The 16,642-nt window shown below is 72.4% G+C and carries 18 protein-coding genes; 11 read left to right on the forward strand and 7 right to left on the reverse strand.

Annotated elements, in window-relative coordinates; genetic code table 11:
- Nucleotides 1-101: 101 nt before the first annotated feature.
- From ACF1GV_RS15440 to ACF1GV_RS15455, 4 genes are all read left to right on the forward strand, one after another.
- Nucleotides 102-455 (forward strand): YciI family protein, encoded by a 354-nt coding sequence (locus ACF1GV_RS15440; protein WP_391680501.1) that lies wholly within the window; start codon nucleotides 102-104, stop codon nucleotides 453-455.
- Nucleotides 452-1,639, forward strand: a complete 1,188-nt coding sequence (locus ACF1GV_RS15445) for an RNA polymerase sigma factor (RefSeq protein WP_391680503.1) — start codon at nucleotides 452-454, stop codon at nucleotides 1,637-1,639. Before ACF1GV_RS15440 ends, ACF1GV_RS15445 begins: the two co-directional genes overlap by 4 nt.
- Before the next feature lie 68 nt (nucleotides 1,640-1,707).
- Nucleotides 1,708-3,024, forward strand: a complete 1,317-nt coding sequence (locus ACF1GV_RS15450) for an aldehyde dehydrogenase family protein (RefSeq protein ID WP_391680505.1) — start codon at nucleotides 1,708-1,710, stop codon at nucleotides 3,022-3,024.
- A gap of 27 nt (nucleotides 3,025-3,051) precedes the next feature.
- A complete protein-coding gene (locus tag ACF1GV_RS15455) occupies nucleotides 3,052-3,966 on the forward strand; it encodes an aldo/keto reductase (protein WP_391680507.1) in 915 nt (304 codons plus the stop codon).
- Here the strand turns inward: ACF1GV_RS15455 and sph are convergent.
- Both sph and ACF1GV_RS15465 read right to left on the reverse strand, forming a co-directional pair.
- The gene (sph, locus tag ACF1GV_RS15460; protein ID WP_391680508.1) at nucleotides 3,954-4,937 is read right to left on the reverse strand and encodes a sphingomyelin phosphodiesterase; all 984 of its coding nucleotides are present in this window, start codon (nucleotides 4,935-4,937) and stop codon (nucleotides 3,954-3,956) included. The two genes, ACF1GV_RS15455 and sph, sit on opposite strands and share 13 nt — an antisense overlap.
- A gap of 108 nt (nucleotides 4,938-5,045) precedes the next feature.
- Entirely contained in the window at nucleotides 5,046-5,504 is a 459-nt protein-coding gene (locus tag ACF1GV_RS15465; protein ID WP_391680509.1) for a pyridoxamine 5'-phosphate oxidase family protein, read from the reverse strand.
- A gap of 151 nt (nucleotides 5,505-5,655) precedes the next feature.
- Here ACF1GV_RS15465 and ACF1GV_RS15470 point away from each other — a divergent pair, with 151 nt between their 5' ends.
- Together ACF1GV_RS15470 and ACF1GV_RS15475 are read left to right on the forward strand one after the other, a co-directional pair.
- A complete protein-coding gene (locus ACF1GV_RS15470) occupies nucleotides 5,656-6,048 on the forward strand; it encodes a VOC family protein (RefSeq protein WP_391680510.1) in 393 nt (130 codons plus the stop codon).
- 69 nt (nucleotides 6,049-6,117) lie between these two features.
- A complete protein-coding gene (locus ACF1GV_RS15475; protein WP_391680512.1) occupies nucleotides 6,118-7,182 on the forward strand; it encodes an adenosine deaminase in 1,065 nt (354 codons plus the stop codon).
- A 9-nt stretch (nucleotides 7,183-7,191) separates the two neighbouring features.
- Here the strand turns inward: ACF1GV_RS15475 and ACF1GV_RS15480 are convergent, their stop codons facing one another.
- Both ACF1GV_RS15480 and ACF1GV_RS15485 read right to left on the reverse strand, forming a co-directional pair.
- The gene (locus ACF1GV_RS15480; protein WP_391680514.1) at nucleotides 7,192-7,692 is read right to left on the reverse strand and encodes a DUF664 domain-containing protein; all 501 of its coding nucleotides are present in this window, start codon (nucleotides 7,690-7,692) and stop codon (nucleotides 7,192-7,194) included.
- An 88-nt stretch (nucleotides 7,693-7,780) separates the two neighbouring features.
- A complete protein-coding gene (locus ACF1GV_RS15485; RefSeq protein WP_391680515.1) occupies nucleotides 7,781-8,671 on the reverse strand; it encodes a LysR family transcriptional regulator in 891 nt (296 codons plus the stop codon).
- Between the two features lie 124 nt (nucleotides 8,672-8,795).
- On the opposite strand from ACF1GV_RS15485, the gene mgrA reads away from it, so the two are divergent.
- Nucleotides 8,796-9,788, forward strand: coding sequence for an L-glyceraldehyde 3-phosphate reductase (gene mgrA, locus ACF1GV_RS15490; protein ID WP_363266692.1), 993 nt, complete (start codon nucleotides 8,796-8,798; stop codon nucleotides 9,786-9,788).
- A gap of 65 nt (nucleotides 9,789-9,853) precedes the next feature.
- Here mgrA and ACF1GV_RS15495 read toward each other — a convergent pair whose 3' ends face one another.
- On the reverse strand, nucleotides 9,854-10,141 hold the full coding sequence (locus ACF1GV_RS15495) for a DUF1905 domain-containing protein (RefSeq protein WP_391680516.1): 288 nt from the start codon (nucleotides 10,139-10,141) through the stop codon (nucleotides 9,854-9,856).
- Nucleotides 10,142-10,211: 70 nt separating this feature from the next.
- On the reverse strand, nucleotides 10,212-10,595 hold the full coding sequence (locus tag ACF1GV_RS15500; RefSeq protein ID WP_391680517.1) for a nuclear transport factor 2 family protein: 384 nt from the start codon (nucleotides 10,593-10,595) through the stop codon (nucleotides 10,212-10,214).
- Nucleotides 10,596-10,905: 310 nt separating this feature from the next.
- Here ACF1GV_RS15500 and ACF1GV_RS15505 point away from each other — a divergent pair, with 310 nt between their 5' ends.
- The 4 genes from ACF1GV_RS15505 to ACF1GV_RS15520 all read left to right on the forward strand — a co-directional run bounded on the left by ACF1GV_RS15505 (nucleotide 10,906) and on the right by ACF1GV_RS15520 (nucleotide 15,362).
- Entirely contained in the window at nucleotides 10,906-11,316 is a 411-nt protein-coding gene (locus tag ACF1GV_RS15505; RefSeq protein WP_363266695.1) for a hypothetical protein, read from the forward strand.
- A 67-nt stretch (nucleotides 11,317-11,383) separates the two neighbouring features.
- A complete protein-coding gene (locus ACF1GV_RS15510) occupies nucleotides 11,384-13,723 on the forward strand; it encodes an FHA domain-containing protein (RefSeq protein ID WP_391680519.1) in 2,340 nt (779 codons plus the stop codon).
- A 57-nt stretch (nucleotides 13,724-13,780) separates the two neighbouring features.
- Nucleotides 13,781-14,371, forward strand: a complete 591-nt coding sequence (locus tag ACF1GV_RS15515) for a hypothetical protein (RefSeq protein ID WP_391680520.1) — start codon at nucleotides 13,781-13,783, stop codon at nucleotides 14,369-14,371.
- The gene (locus ACF1GV_RS15520) at nucleotides 14,361-15,362 is read left to right on the forward strand and encodes a serine/threonine-protein kinase (RefSeq protein WP_391680522.1); all 1,002 of its coding nucleotides are present in this window, start codon (nucleotides 14,361-14,363) and stop codon (nucleotides 15,360-15,362) included. The genes ACF1GV_RS15515 and ACF1GV_RS15520 overlap by 11 nt, the downstream gene beginning before the upstream one ends.
- On the opposite strand, the gene ACF1GV_RS15525 is transcribed toward ACF1GV_RS15520, so the two are convergent.
- The gene (locus ACF1GV_RS15525) at nucleotides 15,359-16,621 is read right to left on the reverse strand and encodes a streptophobe family protein (protein WP_391680523.1); all 1,263 of its coding nucleotides are present in this window, start codon (nucleotides 16,619-16,621) and stop codon (nucleotides 15,359-15,361) included. The genes ACF1GV_RS15520 and ACF1GV_RS15525 overlap by 4 nt on opposite strands.
- Between the last annotated feature and the right edge of the window lie 21 nt (nucleotides 16,622-16,642).

Raw genomic sequence — 16,642 nt, forward strand, 5'->3', positions numbered from 1 at the left:
CCGCCCAGATTTTTTTCCGATCCCGTCGGCCCGGATGTCGATCCGGGCCGCGGTCGTTCGTGTAGGAGGTGACACAACCCCACAAGGCCGAGGAGGCCGTCATGACGTACTACCTGCTCAGCGTGATGCAGCCGGTCGGTGAACCGCCCGCGCCCGAAGTGCTCGCCGGGATCGGGAAGAACCTCGAGGTCTTCCACCAGGAACTGCGCCAGGCCGGCGCCTGGGTGTTCGCCGGCGGCCTGCATGGACCGGAGTCCTCCACCGTGCTGCGCCCCGAGGGCGGCGAGGTGCTGATCACCGACGGGCCGTACGCCGAGGGCAAGGAGCACCTGGGCGGCATCTGCCTGATCAAGGCGCCCGACCTGGACGCCGCCCTGGACTGGGGCCGCAAGGCCGCCCTCGCCACCACCCTGCCGATCGAGGTGCGGCCCTTCCTGGGCGAAGCGGACCGATGACCGCCGACGTCGAGTCCGTCTTCCGCGCGGAGTACGGCCGCGCGGTCGCCGTCCTCGTCCGCTTCGTCGGCGACATCGACCTCGCCGAGGAAGCGGTGCAGGACGCCTTCACCGTGGCCCTGCGCACCTGGCCGGACAAGGGCGTGCCGCCGAGCCCCGCCGGGTGGATCATCACCACCGCCCGCAATCGCGCCGTCGACCGGCTGCGCCGCGAGTCCACGCGGGACGCGCGGCACGCCGAGGCGGCCCGGCTGTTCGCCGCCGACCCGCCGGCCGAGGAGGGCCCCGTGCGCGACGACCGGCTCCGTCTGATCTTCACCTGCTGCCATCCCGCGCTCGCCACCTCCGCCCAGGCCGCGCTCACCCTGCGGCTGCTCGGCGGACTCGGCACCGCGCAGATCGCCCGCGCCTTCCTCGTGCCCGAGGCGACGATGGCCCAGCGAATCGTGCGCGCCAAGGCGAAGATCCGCAACGCCCGCATCCCGTACCGAGTGCCGCGCGACGCCGATCTGCCCGACCGGCTGCGCGGGGTGCTCGCGGTGGTCTACCTCATCTACAACGAGGGATACGCGGGCGACCCCGAACTGTGCGCCGAAGCGGTACGCCTGGGCCGGCTGCTGGCCGAGCTGATGCCGGACGAACCCGAGGTCACCGGCCTGCTCGCGCTGGTGCTGCTCACCGAAGCGCGCCGCCCCGCCCGCACCGACGCCTCCGGCGCCCTGATCCCGCTGCCCGAACAGGACCGCTCCCGCTGGGACCGCGCGCTGATCGCCGAAGGACAGGACCTGGTCCGCCGCTGCCTGCGCCGGGACCGGCCCGGCCCCTACCAGATCCAGGCCGCGATCAACGCCGTCCACAGCGACGCCCGCGCCGCCGAGGACACCGACTGGACCCAGATCCGGCAGTTGTACGACCACCTCATGGCCCTCGCGCCGAGCCCGGTCGTCGCGCTCAACCGCGCGGTGGCCGTCGCCGAGACCGAAGGTCCCGAGCCCGCGCTGGCCCTGGTGGACGCCCTGGACCTGGACGGCTACCACGTCCACCACGCCGTACGTGCCGACCTGCTGCGCCGGCTGGGGCGGACGGCGGATGCCCTGCGGGCGTACGACCGGGCGCTCGCGCTCGTCCCCGGCCCCGCCGAACGTGGCTACCTGGAGCGGCGCCGCCGGGAGCTGGTCCCGTGACGTCGATCACCCGCGGGAATTCATTTCGTACCTGAAAGGTTGGCAAATGCATCCACCGAGGAGGCATTGTGAACCAGACCCCCGAGCAGATCGGCGCCACCGTCGACCGGCTGCGCGCCACATTCCGCACCGGCCGCACCAAGCCCGTCGCCTGGCGCACCGCCCAGCTGCGCGCCCTGCGCACGATGCTCACCGACCAGGGCACCGAACTGGCCGCCGCCCTCCACGCCGACCTCGGCAAGAGCGAGGCGGAGGCCTACCGTACGGAGATCGACTTCACGATCCGGGAGATCGACCACACCCTCGCCCACCTCGACGACTGGCTGCGCCCCGAGCCCGCCCCCGTCCCGGCCCACCTCGGCGCCGACGCCACCGCCTGGACGCAGTACGACCCCCTCGGTGTCGTCCTCGTCATCGCGCCGTGGAACTACCCCGCCCAGCTCCTGCTCGCCCCGCTCGTCGGCGCCCTCGCCGCCGGCAACGCCGTGGTCGTCAAGCCCAGCGAGCTGGCCCCGGCCACCTCCGCCGCGCTGGCCCGGCTGCTGACCGCCCACCTCGACACCGACGCGGTCGCCGTCGTCGAGGGCGGCGTCCCGGAGACCACGGCCCTGCTCGCCGAGCGCTTCGACCACATCTTCTACACCGGCAACGGCACCGTCGGCCGTATCGTCATGCGCGCCGCCGCCGAGCACCTCACCCCGGTCACCCTCGAACTCGGCGGCAAGTCACCGGCGTTCGTCGACGCGGGCGCCGACCTCCACGTCGTCGCCGACCGCCTGGTGCGCGGCAAGTTCCTCAACGCCGGCCAGACCTGCGTCGCCCCCGACTACGTCCTGACCGACCCCGCCACGGCCGCCGCCCTCGAACCGGCCCTCGCCGCAGCCGTCGAGAAGGTCTACGGCACCGACCCGCGGACCGCCCCGCACTACAGCCGCATCGTCAACGAACGCCACTTCGACCGGCTCACCGCCCTGCTGGACTCCGGCCGCGTGGTCGTCGGCGGCGACAGCGACCGGGACGCCAAGTACCTCGCGCCGACCGTCCTGGCCGACGTCGACCCGAAGGCCCCGGTGATGCAGGAGGAGATCTTCGGACCGATCCTGCCGATCGTCACCGTCGCCGGCCTGGACGAGGCCATCGCCTTCATCGACGACCGGGACAAGCCGCTCGCCCTGTACGTGTTCTCCGACTCCGAAGACACCCGCCGCCGCATCGCCGCCGAGACCTCCTCCGGCGGACTCGGGTACGGGCTGCCGCTCGCCCATCTCACCGTCTCCGACCTGCCGTTCGGCGGCGTCGGCGAGAGCGGCATGGGCAACTACCACGGCCGGTACTCCCTGGAGACGTTCAGCCACCGCAAGGCCCTCCTGAGCAAGCCGCTCTGAGGACTGCCGTACGGATAGGATCCGCCGATGACCACGGAAACGATCACCGCAGACAGTGCGGGCACCTGGAAACTCGGCGATCTCACCGTCAGCCGCGTCGGCTTCGGCGCGATGCGGCTGACGGGCAGCGCGGCCTTCCACCACGGCACCCCGAGCGACCGCAACCGCTCCATGGCCGTGCTGCGCAAGGCGGTCGAGCTCGGCGTCGACCACATCGACACGGCCGCCTTCTACTTCTCCTCCCTGCGCTCCGCCAACGAACTCATCAACAGCGCCCTGTCGCCGTACCCGGACGATCTCGTGATCGCCGTCAAGGTCGGCCCGTTCCGCACGTACACGGGGGAGTGGGCCACCTCCGCCCGGCCCGACGAACTGCGCGGGCACGTCGAGGAGAATCTGCGCCAGCTCGGCCGTGACCACCTCGACCTGGTCTACCTGCGCCGCATGCGGCAGGAGTCGATCAGCGAGCACTTCGGCGCCCTGGCCGAGCTGCGCGAGGCCGGTCTGATCCGCCACCTGGGGATCTCCGACGTCGGGGCCCGCCATCTCGCCGAGGCGCGGGCCATCGCGCCGGTGGTGTCCGTGCAGAACCGCTACGGGCTCGACCACCGCCCGCCCGAGAGCGCGGAGGTCCTGCGTCTGTGCGGCGAGGCGGGCATCGCCTTCGTGCCCTTCTACGCCGTCGCCGGTGAGGCCGGCGAGCGGGGCGCGACCACCGCGCACGACGACGCGGTCCTCGACGTCGCCCGCGCCCACGGCGCGAGCCCGGCACAGGTCCGCCTCGCCTGGACGCTGCACCAGGGCCCGCACGTCCTCGCCATCCCCGGCACCGGCAACCCCGGCCACCTCGCCGAGAACGTGGCAGCGGGAGCCCTCCGCCTCACCGACGAGGAGCTGTCACGGCTGAACGCCCTGCACGGGCAGGCGTCTCAGCCCGCGTAGCCGGTCACCGGATAGTGGTCGGAGAGGTTCGTGTAGGTGTAGTCGGTGCCCCAGCTCGACACTGTCCAGGGCGCCGACTCTTCCTCGACCACCTCGTTCTTCCACACCGCCGGCCGGGCATGCCCCGCGCGGTAGAGGATGTGGTCCAGGTCCTCACGCGGGTCGCTCGGGTAGCGGTAGTGGGCGATGGAGTTGTCCTGCGTGTCGAAGGAGTACGGGTGCCCGATGCGGGCGTCGGCCCCGACGAGATCGGCGTCGCGGAGCATCGAGCCGTACTCGGCGCTGCGCGAGTCGACGTTCATGTCGCCGACGACCAGCACCTCCTCGTTCACCGGGATGTTCTTGGCGTCGAGGAAGGCGTCGATCGCCCTGAACTGCCGGCCGCGCATCGCCGCGGCCTCGCCCGCATCGCAGCCCGGGTCCGTGGACTGTGCGTGCGTGCCGACGACGTGCACCTTCGTGCCGTTGACGTTCAACACCACATAGGCGAAGCCCTTGTTGGACCACCAGTCCGCCCCGCAGGCGTCGTTGTAGACGTACTGCTCCTTGTGCAGGACGGGCCACTTGCTCAGCACCGTGACGCCACCGTCCTCCGGCGTCGTCGACGCGTACGCGCCGCCGGTGGCGTCCCAGCCGTCCTTGCTCCGCCCCACCACCGGGGTCTGGTAGGGATACTCGGCCGCGGCTGCCCTCTTCAGCGCGTCGGAGGCTGAGTTGTCGAACGCCTCCTGCAGCACCACGACGTCGTTGCCGTGGAAGAAGGACGTCTTCGGGATCTCCGCTGCCCGGTGGTCCTGACCCCAGTTCGGGTACAGGTTCCGGCTCATGAGGAAGGTGTTGTACGTGAGCACCCTCAGCGGCGGAGCGGGATCGGCCGCGGCCGAGGGTGCCGCGCCGGCCAGTGCGGCGGCGGGCAGGGCCAGGGCGAGCACGACGGCGCCCAGGGTGCGGCGCGGTGCGGGAAGCGTCACTGGATCTCCCTGTGGGGTGAAGGGACGTGAGCAGCGGCGCCGGACATCAAACCACCGGGAATTACCACTGGGTAACCCCCTGGAGGCCACCGAGTGACTCCCGGGCGGCTAGATCACCCACCCTCCTGCGCGCATCAAGTGCCGCCCAGGCAGCTCGTGTTCACCGCGCCATGCCTGGACAGCTACCGGCCGCACCCGGAAGAAGGCGTACGTCGCGCTGTCCCGGCGGGGATCCCAGCCGGTCCGCTGCGTGAACGCCGCCGCGGCCGCGGCCGGCACCCCGGCGGCGCCGTACGTCTCCACCTCCCCGTCGATCAGCACCACGTCCTGGGTGTCCCCGAACGCCAGCCGGGCGCGCCGGCCGTCCCGCAGATTGCGGCCGGTCGGGTTGGTGAGCCGGGTCGACAGCCACAGCGACTCGCCGTCCCAGGCGAACCACAGCGCCACCAGGCAGGGCAGCCCCCCGGCGTCCGCCGTCGCCACCCACACATCGCGCTCCCGGCCCAGCCGTGCCAGCACATCCCGCTTGCGCCGGACGGCGTCACGGGGCTCCTCGGTGATCTTCATCCCCGGGACGATAGTCACCGTCCGCGGCCGGCGCCTGGGGCTTCGGTCCCGCCCGGGATGCGACCGTCGCCCTAGGTCGGGCGAGGGGGATTGGCGCCCACGTAGTTTTACGTATAACCTCTCCCGCTAATCGCCCGCACGGAAGGTACCGATGAGACGCATCGCCCTGGTCACCCTCGTCGTCGACGACTACGACGAGGCGATCCGCTTCTACACCGAGGCCCTCGGGTTCCGTCTCGCCGAGGACGCCCCGCGCCCCGACGGCTCCCGCTGGGTCGTCGTCGAGCCCGGCCCCGGTACCGACGGCACCGGTCTGCTGCTGGCCCGGGCCAAGAGCGAGACGCAGGCGGCCCGGGTCGGCGACCAGACCGGCGGGCGAGTCGGCTTCTTCCTGCACACCGACGACTTCGCCCGCGACCACGCCCGCATGGCGGCCGCCGGCGTGACCTTCCTGGAGGAGCCGCGGCACGAGCCGTACGGCAGCGTCGTCGTCTTCCAGGACCTGTACGGCAACCGCTGGGACCTGCTCCAGCCCGCCGGCTGACGTCCTCGGTCCCTGCCCGCCGATCCCGGCCCCGTTTTTGTGAACCGCCCGCTCGAGGAAAGACCCGCCATGACCGCTACGCGCGTAGACGCCGATGTGATCCGCCGCCTGCCCAAGGCCGTCCTGCACGACCACCTGGACGGTGGCCTGCGCCCCGCCACCGTCGTGGAGCTGGCCGCCGAGGTCGGCCACACCCTGCCCACCACCGACCCCGACGAGCTGGCCGCCTGGTACTACGAGGCCGCCAACTCCGGTGACCTGGTGCGCTACATCGCCACCTTCGAGCACACCCTCGCCGTGATGCAGACCCGCGAGGGCCTGCTGCGCACCGCCGAGGAGTACGTCCTCGACCTCGCCGCCGACGGCGTCGTCTACGCCGAGGTGCGCTACGCGCCCGAGCTGAACACGCAGGGCGGCCTGGCGATGAGCGAAGTCGTGGAGACCGTCCAGGAGGGCCTCGCCGCCGGTATGGCCAAGGCGGCCGCCGCCGGGACGCCCGTGCGCGTCGGCACCCTGCTGTGCGGCATGCGCATGTTCGACCGGGTCCGCGAGGCCGCCGACCTGGCCGTCGCCTTCCGTGACGCCGGAGTCGTCGGCTTCGACATCGCCGGCGCCGAGGACGGCTTCCCGCCCGCCGACCACCTCGCCGCCTTCGAGCACCTGCGCCGCGAGAGCGTGCCGTTCACCATCCACGCCGGCGAGGCGCACGGCCTGCCCAGCATCCACCAGGCCCTTCAGGTGTGCGGCGCGCAGCGCATCGGGCACGGCGTGCGGATCACCGAGGACATCGTGGAGGGCAAGCTCGGCCGCCTCGCCTCCTGGATCCGCGACCGCCGGATCGCGCTGGAGATGTGCCCGACGTCCAACCTGCAGACCGGCTGCGCCACGTCCATAGCCGAGCACCCGATCACCGCGCTGAAGGACCTCGGCTTCCGCGTCACCCTCAACACCGACAACCGTCTGGTGTCGGGGACGTCCATGACCCGCGAGATGTCCCTGCTGGTGGAACAGGCCGGCTGGACGGTCGAGGACCTGCGCACGGTCACGGTGAACGCCGTCAAGAGCGCGTTCCTCCCGTTCGACGAGCGCAAGGCCCTCATCGAGGACGTGATCCTGCCGGGCTACGCGCTGTAGAGACGGCGCCTAGAGCAGCCCGCGGACGTAGGCGGCCTGTCCGACGTGCTGAAGGTCGTCGGACAGGACGCTGACCAGGCGCACCGCGAGGGTGACCGGCGGGTCCCAGCGCTCGTCGACGACGCGCTCCAGGTCCTTGGCGGCCAGGCTGCGCAGGGCCGACAGGGTCTGTTCGTGAACGGCGTCGTAGTAGCCGGTGAGCAGGTCGGGGGAGTCGACCCGTACCTTGGCGACCTTGGCCGAGGTGTGCCCGTACCCGGTGTCCTTGCGCGGCAGATCCAGGCCGAACCGCTTCTCCCAGTCCTGGCTCAGCCACACCTGGTCCAGATCGAAGGCGTCGGCGATGTGGTCGTCCTGGACCCGGGTGAGATGCCAGATCAGCCAGGCGATGGAGTTGGCGTCGGCAAAGGGGCGGGCGGCGAGTTCGTCCGGGCCCAGCCCCTCGACGGCGGCATGGACTTCTTCGCGGATGCGGCCGTAGCCGTCGATGAGGATGTCCTTCGCATGCATACGTCCACCATCGCGCACGCCGGGCGTGGGCGCTCCCCGTTTCGGGATCACGCCGTGTCGCCGGCCCGAAGTGTCACCGGCCCGCGCGTCATGGGCAGTCGCCGTGGCTCTCCCGCAGCGTCATCAGCGCCCGTGCCGCCGGGCTGGTGGACTGGGCCGGGGGCAGCAGGGCCACCGTCTCGTACGCCGGGTGGTCGCCGCCCTTGACCGGGAGCGCGGTCAGTGACGGCCGCTTGTGGCGGAAGTGGCGCGGCACCACGGCGATGCCGAGGTTCTCGTCGACCAGGTCCAGCAGGCTGTGCACGTCGTTGACCTCCAGCGCGACGGTGCGCCGCACGCCCGCCGCGGCGAAGGCGGCGTCGGTGGCGCCGCGCGGACCCCAGTCGGGGTGGAAGTCGACGAAGACCTCGCCGCCCAGGTCGTCGAGCGGGACCGCGGCACCGGACGCGGCCAGCCGGTGCGAGGGATGGCACAGCACCGTCATCGGCTCGCCGGCCAGCGCGACCGAGCGCAGCTGCTCGGTGTCGGCCTGGGTGCGGTAGACGAAGGCGCAGTCCAGGCGCCCGGCGGCGACCTCCTCGGCGAGCGCGCCGGAGCCGGTCTGTCGCAGCCGGATCTCGACGTCCGGATGGCGCCGCCGGAAGGCGGCGAGCAGCCCGGCCACGTTCACCCCGGCGATGCACTGCTCGGTGCCCAGCGACAGGGTGCCGCGCAGCACGCCCTGCACCGCGGCGACCGCCTCGTGCGCGGCCCGCACCCCGGCGAGGATCCGCTCCGCCTCCCGCAGCAGGGCCCGCCCGGCCTCGGTGAGCGTGACCCGGCGGGTGGTGCGCACGAAAAGCGGGGTCTGCAACTCCCGCTCCAGCGCGCGGATCGAGGCGGACAGGCCGGACTGGGACACCATCAGCCGCTCGGCCGCCCGGGTGAAGTGCTGGTCCTCGGCGACGGCGACGAAGTGGTGGAGATGGCGCAGTTCCATGATTGTGCAGCCTAGTCGCACAATCCCATCGGATTCTCCTGTTGGACCACTGCACCCAGGTCAGGCCAGAGTGGGTACCGGTTCCACACACCGGATCATGTGCCTTACCCCTCATGGAGTCGCGTTGTACACCGCACACCCCGACCGCTACGCGGACATGCCCTACCGGCGCACCGGACGCAGCGGCCTGAAGCTGCCGGCGCTGTCGCTCGGACTGTGGCACAACTTCGGCCCTGACCGCCCCGTCGAGACCCAGCGGGCCATCCTGCGCACCGCCTTCGACCTGGGCGTCACCCACTTCGACCTGGCCAACAACTACGGCCCGCCGCCCGGCGCCGCCGAGCTGGCCCTGGGCGAGGCGCTGAAGGACGACTTCGCCGCCTACCGCGACGAGCTGGTGATCTCCACCAAAGCCGGCTATCTGATGTGGCCCGGCCCGTACGGCGAGTGGGGTTCGCGCAAGTACGTGCTGTCCTCCCTGGACCAGAGCCTGAAGCGGATGGGCCTGGAGTACGTCGACATCTTCTACTCGCACCGCCCCGACCCGGACACTCCGCTTCAGGAGACGATGGGCGCGCTGCACTCGGCGGTCCAGCAGGGCAAGGCCCTGTACGTCGGCGTCTCCAACTACTCGCCTGAGCAGACCCGGGAGGCGGCCCGCATCCTCGGTGACCTCGGCACCCCGCTGCTGATCCACCAGCCGCGCTATTCGATGCTGGACCGCCGGCCCGAGGACAGCGGCCTGCTGGACACCCTCGACGAGCTGCAGGTCGGCTCCATCGCCTACTCGCCGCTGGACCAGGGCCTGCTCACCGCCCGGTACCTGGACGGCATCCCGGAGGGCTCGCGCGCGGCGAGCGACAGTCCCTTCCTGCAGCGCGACGCGCTGACCGCCGACCTCGTCGCGACGCTGCGGGAGCTGGACGGCATCGCGAAGTCCCGCGGTCAGTCGCTGGCCCAGATGGCGCTGGCGTGGGTGCTGCGCGGCGGCCGGGTCACCTCCGCGCTGGTCGGTGCGAGCAGCCCGGAGCAGCTGCGTGACAGCGTCGCCGCCATCGGCAACCTCGGCTTCGACGCCGAGGAGCTGGCCCGCATCGACGCGGTGATCAAAGGCTGAGCCCGAGCCGCCGGCGAGAAGGCTGCGCAGACGGCTGAGGCGACTTAGGCGGCTGAGGCGACTGTTCAGCGGCCGAGCCGTTCGGTGAGCCGCACGGTCACCGCGTCGCCCTCCTCCTTGCCGATGGCCCGGCGGAGGCCGGCCTTGACGGGGAGCTTGTGGGTGCCGTCCCCGAGCGCCATGAAGGAGCTCTCGAAGGGGTGGCCGTCGACGGTGCCGCGGACCTTGACCAGTCCGCGGGTGCCGAAGAAGCCGACGGATGCGGGCCAGACCACATAGGTCCAGCCGCCTTTGCCCGGGCTCTTGCGCAGCACGGCGGTGAACTCCGCGTCCACGGCGATGTGGGTCGTCATGACATCCTCCGGCGGTCGGTCGTCCTGATGGGCAGACCGCCGACCGCCGGAGAACTCATCGGCGTCCCGCTCAGGCCCCGTCCGGCACCCGGTCCAGGAAGCCGAGCACGGCGCGGATGCGTCCCTCGCCGTCCAGCGTCACCACGTCGGAGCCGGCCACCGGCGCCGAACCGTCCCCCTCGGCGACCAGCTCCCAGGAGAAGCGGGCGGTGTCGTGGTGTCCGTCCACCGCGCCGGTGAGCCGGAAGGCGAACCCCGGGAACTGCTCGCGGGCCCCGGCGATGAGCGCGGCGATCGCGTCGTGGCCGCGGACGTCGGCCAGGGGATCGGTGTAGCTGCCGTCGGTCGTCCACGCGGCGGCGACCGCCTTGGCGCGCGCCTCGGCGTCGGGGGCGTTCCAGGCCTCGAAGTAGCGGGCGACGGCGGAGTCGTAACGGTCGGTGGGCACGGACATGGTGAATCACCCTTCACGAGGTCGTACGGCGATGGCGCCGATCCCGGACCGGGCATCGGTGCGATCCGGTGACACCACCGTGCCCGAGCCCGGGAAAGGGGTCGATTACCAGTGAGGTAAGGGGGCCTCGGAGGCGGGGCGGAGGGTTTCGGCCAACGGGAGCGGTGAATATGCCAGGAGAGTGGCCGGAAAGTCATGGTGACAGTGATTCAGCCGTGAACATACTCGAACACGGGCGGTAGTGCACCGCCTAACGAGCCGCACCGAAAGCGAGGCCCGGCGCGCGAGCGACCGACGGGGGAGTGGGACGGTGCACGACGAATTCCTGTGCCATGTCACGGCGTACGGCGTCTGCGACGGCCGGCGCATCGGGGTACCGCTCGGCACCTACCGGGCGCCCACACTGGCGCTCGCCCTGTGGTGGCTGCGCGACCGGGCGTCCTGGATCGCCGAACGGCTGGATCCGCGTCCGGAGAGCGCCGCGTTCCCGCCGAGCGCCCTGGTGCCGGTCGCCGACACCGTGCCCGACGTCCCCGCCGTGCTGCGCGCCTGGTGCGCGGACGTGACCCGGCAGGAGCAGGTGGCCGACGCGCTGGCCGCCGGACGGCTGGTGCGCATCGCCGCCAGCGACGACACCACCGAGTACGAACTGCTCGCCGAGTCGGTCGACGCGCTGCGCATGCAGCGAGCCGCCCCGGTCCTGGTGGCCCCGGTCGCCTGACCTGCTCGCCGTCCGGGCTTCCTCACTCGAACGGCGCACAAGGGTCCCCCTCGGTAGAATCTTGGACATGGCGGAGCGCCCTGCCGTCCCGACCGCACCCGAACTCGTGCTGGAGACCGACTCGGGTACCACGGTGATGACCCCCGGCCGTGACTACCACGTCGGCCGCGACCCCCTGTGCGACATCGTCCTCGACGACGCCCGCGTCTCCTGGCACCACGCGGTACTGCACCCCGACGCCGACCACTGGACGCTCCAGGACGACCACAGCACCAACGGCACCTGGGCCGACGGGCGGCGCGTCCACCAGCGGGGTGTCGGCCCCGGCAGCGTCATCCGGTTCGGCAACCCCTCCGACGGCCCGTGCGTCGTCCTGGTCGGCCCGCCCGCGCGCACCCCCGAGCGGCCCTCCGGAGTGTCGATGCCCGCCCTCACCGGCACCTTCCGCCGGCCCACCACCGTGCGGCCGCTGCCCACGCACACGGTGCGCATCGGCCGCGCCGCCGACAACGACCTCGTCGTCGACGACCTGGTCGTCTCCCGCCGCCACGCCGAACTGCGCCGTCTGCCGGACGGCACGTACGAGATCGCCGACCTCGGCAGCCACAACGGCACGTTCCTCAACGGCCGCCCGATCGAGGTGGCCCCGATCGGACGGGGCGACATCGTCGGCATCGGCCACTCCGCTTTCAGCCTGGTTCACGACCAGCTGCAGGAGTACGTCGACACCGGCGAGGTCTCCCTCGACGTACAGGACCTCACGGTCGCCGTCGACCGGGGCCGCAAGACGCTGCTGGACCACGTCTCCTTCCCCGTCGGCCAGAAGTGCCTGCTCGCCGTCGTCGGCCCGAGCGGCGCCGGAAAGTCCACCCTCCTGGGCGCGCTGACCGGACAGCGCCCCGCCGACCACGGCACCGTCCTGTACGACGGCCGCGACCTCTACCGGGACTACGCCGAGCTGCGCCAGCGCATCGGTCTCGTGCCGCAGGACGACATCCTGCACCCCCAGCTCACCGTCCACGCCGCCCTGTCCTACGCCGCCGAACTGCGCTTCCCGCAGGACACCGCCAAGGCCGAGCGCCGTGCGCGCGTCGAGGAGGTGATCCGCGAGCTGGGCCTCGAACAGCGCGCCGGACAGCCCGTGCACAGCCTCTCCGGCGGCCAGCGCAAACGCGTCAGCGTGGCACTGGAACTGCTGACCAAGCCGTCGCTGCTCTTCCTCGACGAGCCGACCTCCGGACTCGACCCCGGCATGGACCGCTCGGTGATGCACATGCTGCGCGGCCTCGCCGACGACGGCCGCACCGTCATCGTCGTCACCCACAGCGTGCTCAGCCTCGACGTCTGCGACCGGCTGCTGGTGCTCGCGCCCGGCGGCAAGGTCGCCTACTACGGGCCGCCCGAGGAGGCGCTGGCCTTCTTCGGTTACGAGCACTGGCCGGAGGCGTTCGAGGCCTTCGAACGCGACCAGGACCGCGACTGGGCGGGCCAGTACCGCACCTCGCCGCAGCACCGGCGCCATGTCGCCGACGCCGGAGCGCAGCCGCGCGTTCCCCGCGAAGGCCCGGTGATCATGGAGCGGCCGTCCGCGCCCCGCAGCTGGGGCGCGCAGCTCGGCACCCTGATCCGCCGCTACACGGCAGCGCTCGGCGCCGACCGCACCTTCCTCGCCATCATGGTCGCGCTGCCGTTCGTCATGGGAGCCATGGCACGCGCCCTCGCCGGCAGCCACCTCACCCGGGACACCGCGATGAACGCGCTGCTCATCCTGTGCGTCGGCGGCGTCCTGACCGGCGCGGCCAACGCCGTGCGCGAACTCGTCAAGGAGCGGGTGATCTACCAGCGGGAGAGAGCCGTCGGCCTGTCCAGATCGGCGTACCTGATGTCCAAGGTCGTGGTCCTCGGCACGGTGACGATCCTTCAGGCGATCGTGCTGACCCTGGTGGCCCTGCTCGGCGTCGACCTGAACGCGCCCAGGGGCGAGGGCGTGCTGCTGCCGCCGCTCGTGGAGATCACGGTGGCCGTGGCACTGCTGGCGTTCACCGCGATGATGCTCGGGCTGCTGGTGTCGGCGCTGGTGCGCAAGGAAGAGGTCACCATGCCGCTGCTGGTGCTGCTGGCCATCGTCCAGGTGGTGTTCTGCGGCGCCCTGCTCAAGCTGCACGGCGTGCCCGGCCTGGAGCAGCTGGCCTGGCTGGTGCCCTCGAGGTGGGCGCTCGGCGCGATGGCCGGCACGGTCGGGCTCGCCCGGATCGTGCCCGGCGGGGTGACGTCCGACCCGCTGTTCAGGCACGCGGCGGGCGTGTGGCTGCTCGACATCGCCATGCTGCTCGTGCTGTCGGCGCTCTTCGGCTGGGCCGTCGCCCGGCTGCTGCGTCGCCACGAACCCGTCGTGATGCGGAAGTAGGCACCCGGACGTGATGCGCACCCAGGCACCCCAACCGCCGTGCGGAAGCAGGCACCCATGACCGCGCCGGTACCCGGCTTCGCGCCCACCCATGTCGTCCCCCAGGACGGCACGCCGGCCTGGGAGGCACCCGACCCGGGCCGCCCGACGGTCCCTCTGGACGCGCTGCTGCCGGTGCAGCTGGTGGAGCGGCGCGGTGACTGGGCGCATGTGCTGTGCTCCAACGGCTGGTCCGCCTGGGTCGACGGCCGCCTCCTCCTGGCCGTGCCCCAGGACCCGCCGCGATCCGGCGGACCCGCCGCAGCGACGGCCGACCCGCGCCCCCTGCTCGCCGGCGCCGAGGCGGCTCTCGCGCGCTACCGCGGCGCCGTCGAGGACCTCGCGGCCGGCACCCTGGACGGCGAGACCTTCCACCGGCGCACGCACGGCACGCGGATCGGTGTCGTCGTCGACGGCGAGGACGTATGGCTGTTCGACGCCGCGCACGAGCGGTGGCTGTACGCGGACGGGACCCGGCTGAGTACCTACGCCGTCGAGGGGGAACCCCGGGTGGACCGGCCCCCCGCCGACGGCGCCGACGACGGACAACGGGCCGACCGGGCGCCCACCTACGCCCCCACCCGCGTGGTGAGACCCGATGAGCCGTGACACCAGTCTGTTCTCCGGCCGCCCCGCCGACCTGATCGGCCGGCAGATCGCGGGCTACCGCATCGAGCAGGAGATCGGCCGCGGCGGCATGGCCGTCGTCTACCGCGCCCACGACCTGCGCCTGGAGCGCACCGTCGCGCTGAAGCTGCTCGCGCCGGAACTGGCCCGCAACGACACCTTCCGGGGGCGTTTCGTGCACGAGTCGCGGGTGGCCGCCGCCATCGACCACCCGCACATCGTGCCGGTCTTCGAAGCGGGCGAGACCGACGGCGTGCTGTACATCGCCATGCGCTATGTCGCCGGCAGCGACCTGCGCCACCTTCTCGACCGGCAGGGCCCGCTGCCGCTCGCGACCGCCGTCCGCATCGCCACCCAGGTGGCCTCCGCGCTCGACGCCGCGCACGAGCACGGCCTGGTCCACCGGGACGTGAAACCCGGCAACATCCTCGTCGCCCGCGGCACCGACAGCGACCACCCCGAACACGCGTACCTCACCGACTTCGGCCTGACCAAGAAGTCGCTGTCACTGACCGGTTTCACCACCGTCGGCCAGTTCGTCGGCACCCTGGACTACGTCGCCCCGGAGCAGATCTCCGGCCGCCCGGTCGACGGCCGCTGCGACGTCTACGCCTTCGCCTGCGTCGTCCACGAGTCCCTCGCCGGCCGCCCGCCGTTCCGCCGCGACGACGACATGGCCCTGCTGTGGGCCCACCAGTACGACGACCCGCCTCCGCTCACCGAGGCCCGCCCCGATCTGCCCGCCGCCGTCGACGCGGTGTTCGCGCGGGCCCTGGCCAAGAGTCCCGACGACCGCCACCCCACCTGCCTCGCCTTCGTCACCGACCTGCGCGCCGCGGCGGCGGGAGGCACAGCCGGCGGCCACCCGCCGACGCAGGTGGACCTCAGCGTCGTACCGCCCGGCCGGGGTGGCCCGAAGGCGCCGCCGCGCTGGGCACGGCCCGTCTTCCGAACGCGGCGGGACGCCCCCTAGGGGCGGGGCCCGCGGCGGCGCACCCGGACGGCCGCCAGGGCGCCGAGGAAGCCCGCCGCCAGGCCCCACAGCAGGGCCCAGCCCACCGCCGTCCACACCTCGGGCCGCAGGAACAGCCGGCCGGACAGACCCCCGCCGAGGTCGCCGATGCCCATCAAGGACAGGCCGTAGTGGGCGGAAATCCGGCCGACCAGGCAGATCATCAGAACCGTCAGGGCGAGCGCGATCGCCAGGTGCACCGCGTGCTGCCAGAGCCGGACCCGGGCGGGGGAGCGCACCGCCATCACGAACGCCGCACCGAGTACCAGTACGGCGGCCGCGACCAGCAGCCACCAGGCCTTGCCGTCGCGCTCGGTGAGGGTGTGCAGGTTCAGCGAAGAGACGTCCGGCGTGCGCAGCACCTCGTCCAGCAGGTGCGGCATCGGCAGCCCGAACGGTCCGTCCACCCGGCCGTGCCAGGTGGCACCCAGACCGAGGGTGAACGCCAGCCAGACCACGTTGGGCAGCCCCAGCAGGATCACGGCGAACGTCTCCGCCGCATGGCCACGAGACGCCGCGACGATCAGGGCGACGACCACGCCCGACGCGACGCAGGCCAGCAGCAGCACGACCATCGCATACGCCGCCGGGCGCACCGAGTCCGCGAACCGCACGACGCGCGGCGGCAGCGGCGCCCCGCGGGCCACCAGCAGGGCCAGTGCCAGCACGCCGGCCAGCCACAGCAGACCGAACAGCACGGTCAGAGGTACGTCCGTGGTGAAACCGACCTCGGGTCGGATGCCGAAGATCTCGCCCAGATCGCTGAGCGTGTCGTTGCCCAGTGGGATCGCGAACGTGTGCCGGGCGGCGAAGGCCAGCCCGATCACCCCGAGCAGCCACAGCAGTGCGATCCGTCCCGCCCAGCCCGCCAGCTCGGTGCCGCCCGCCACCGCGCGGTGCCGCAGCGGCCGCAAGAAGCCCCCGGCGACCACCAGCGCGCCGACCAGGGTCACCGAGAGAGGCATCACCGTCACACCGGCCCCGGTGTCGGCGAGCGAGCCGGCGCTGCCGGTCACCTCCACCGAGCCGCCGACGGCCGTGACGACGGTCGCCGCCACCACCCGCCAGAACCCGCCGTCCGGCAGGTCCGCCGCGCCGGCCGCCCACAGCCCGAGCGCCGCCGTCACTCCCATGGCGACGAGACCCGACAACACCGTGGCCAGGGCCTGAATCCAGCCGTGCCGTGCGACGGCAGGGGCGGATGTGGTTCGCGGGCTCACACCGCCACGCTATGCAGGGCG

This window comes from Streptomyces sp. NPDC014006 (assembly GCF_043088925.1).
Taxonomy (GTDB): Bacteria; Actinomycetota; Actinomycetes; order Streptomycetales; family Streptomycetaceae; genus Streptomyces.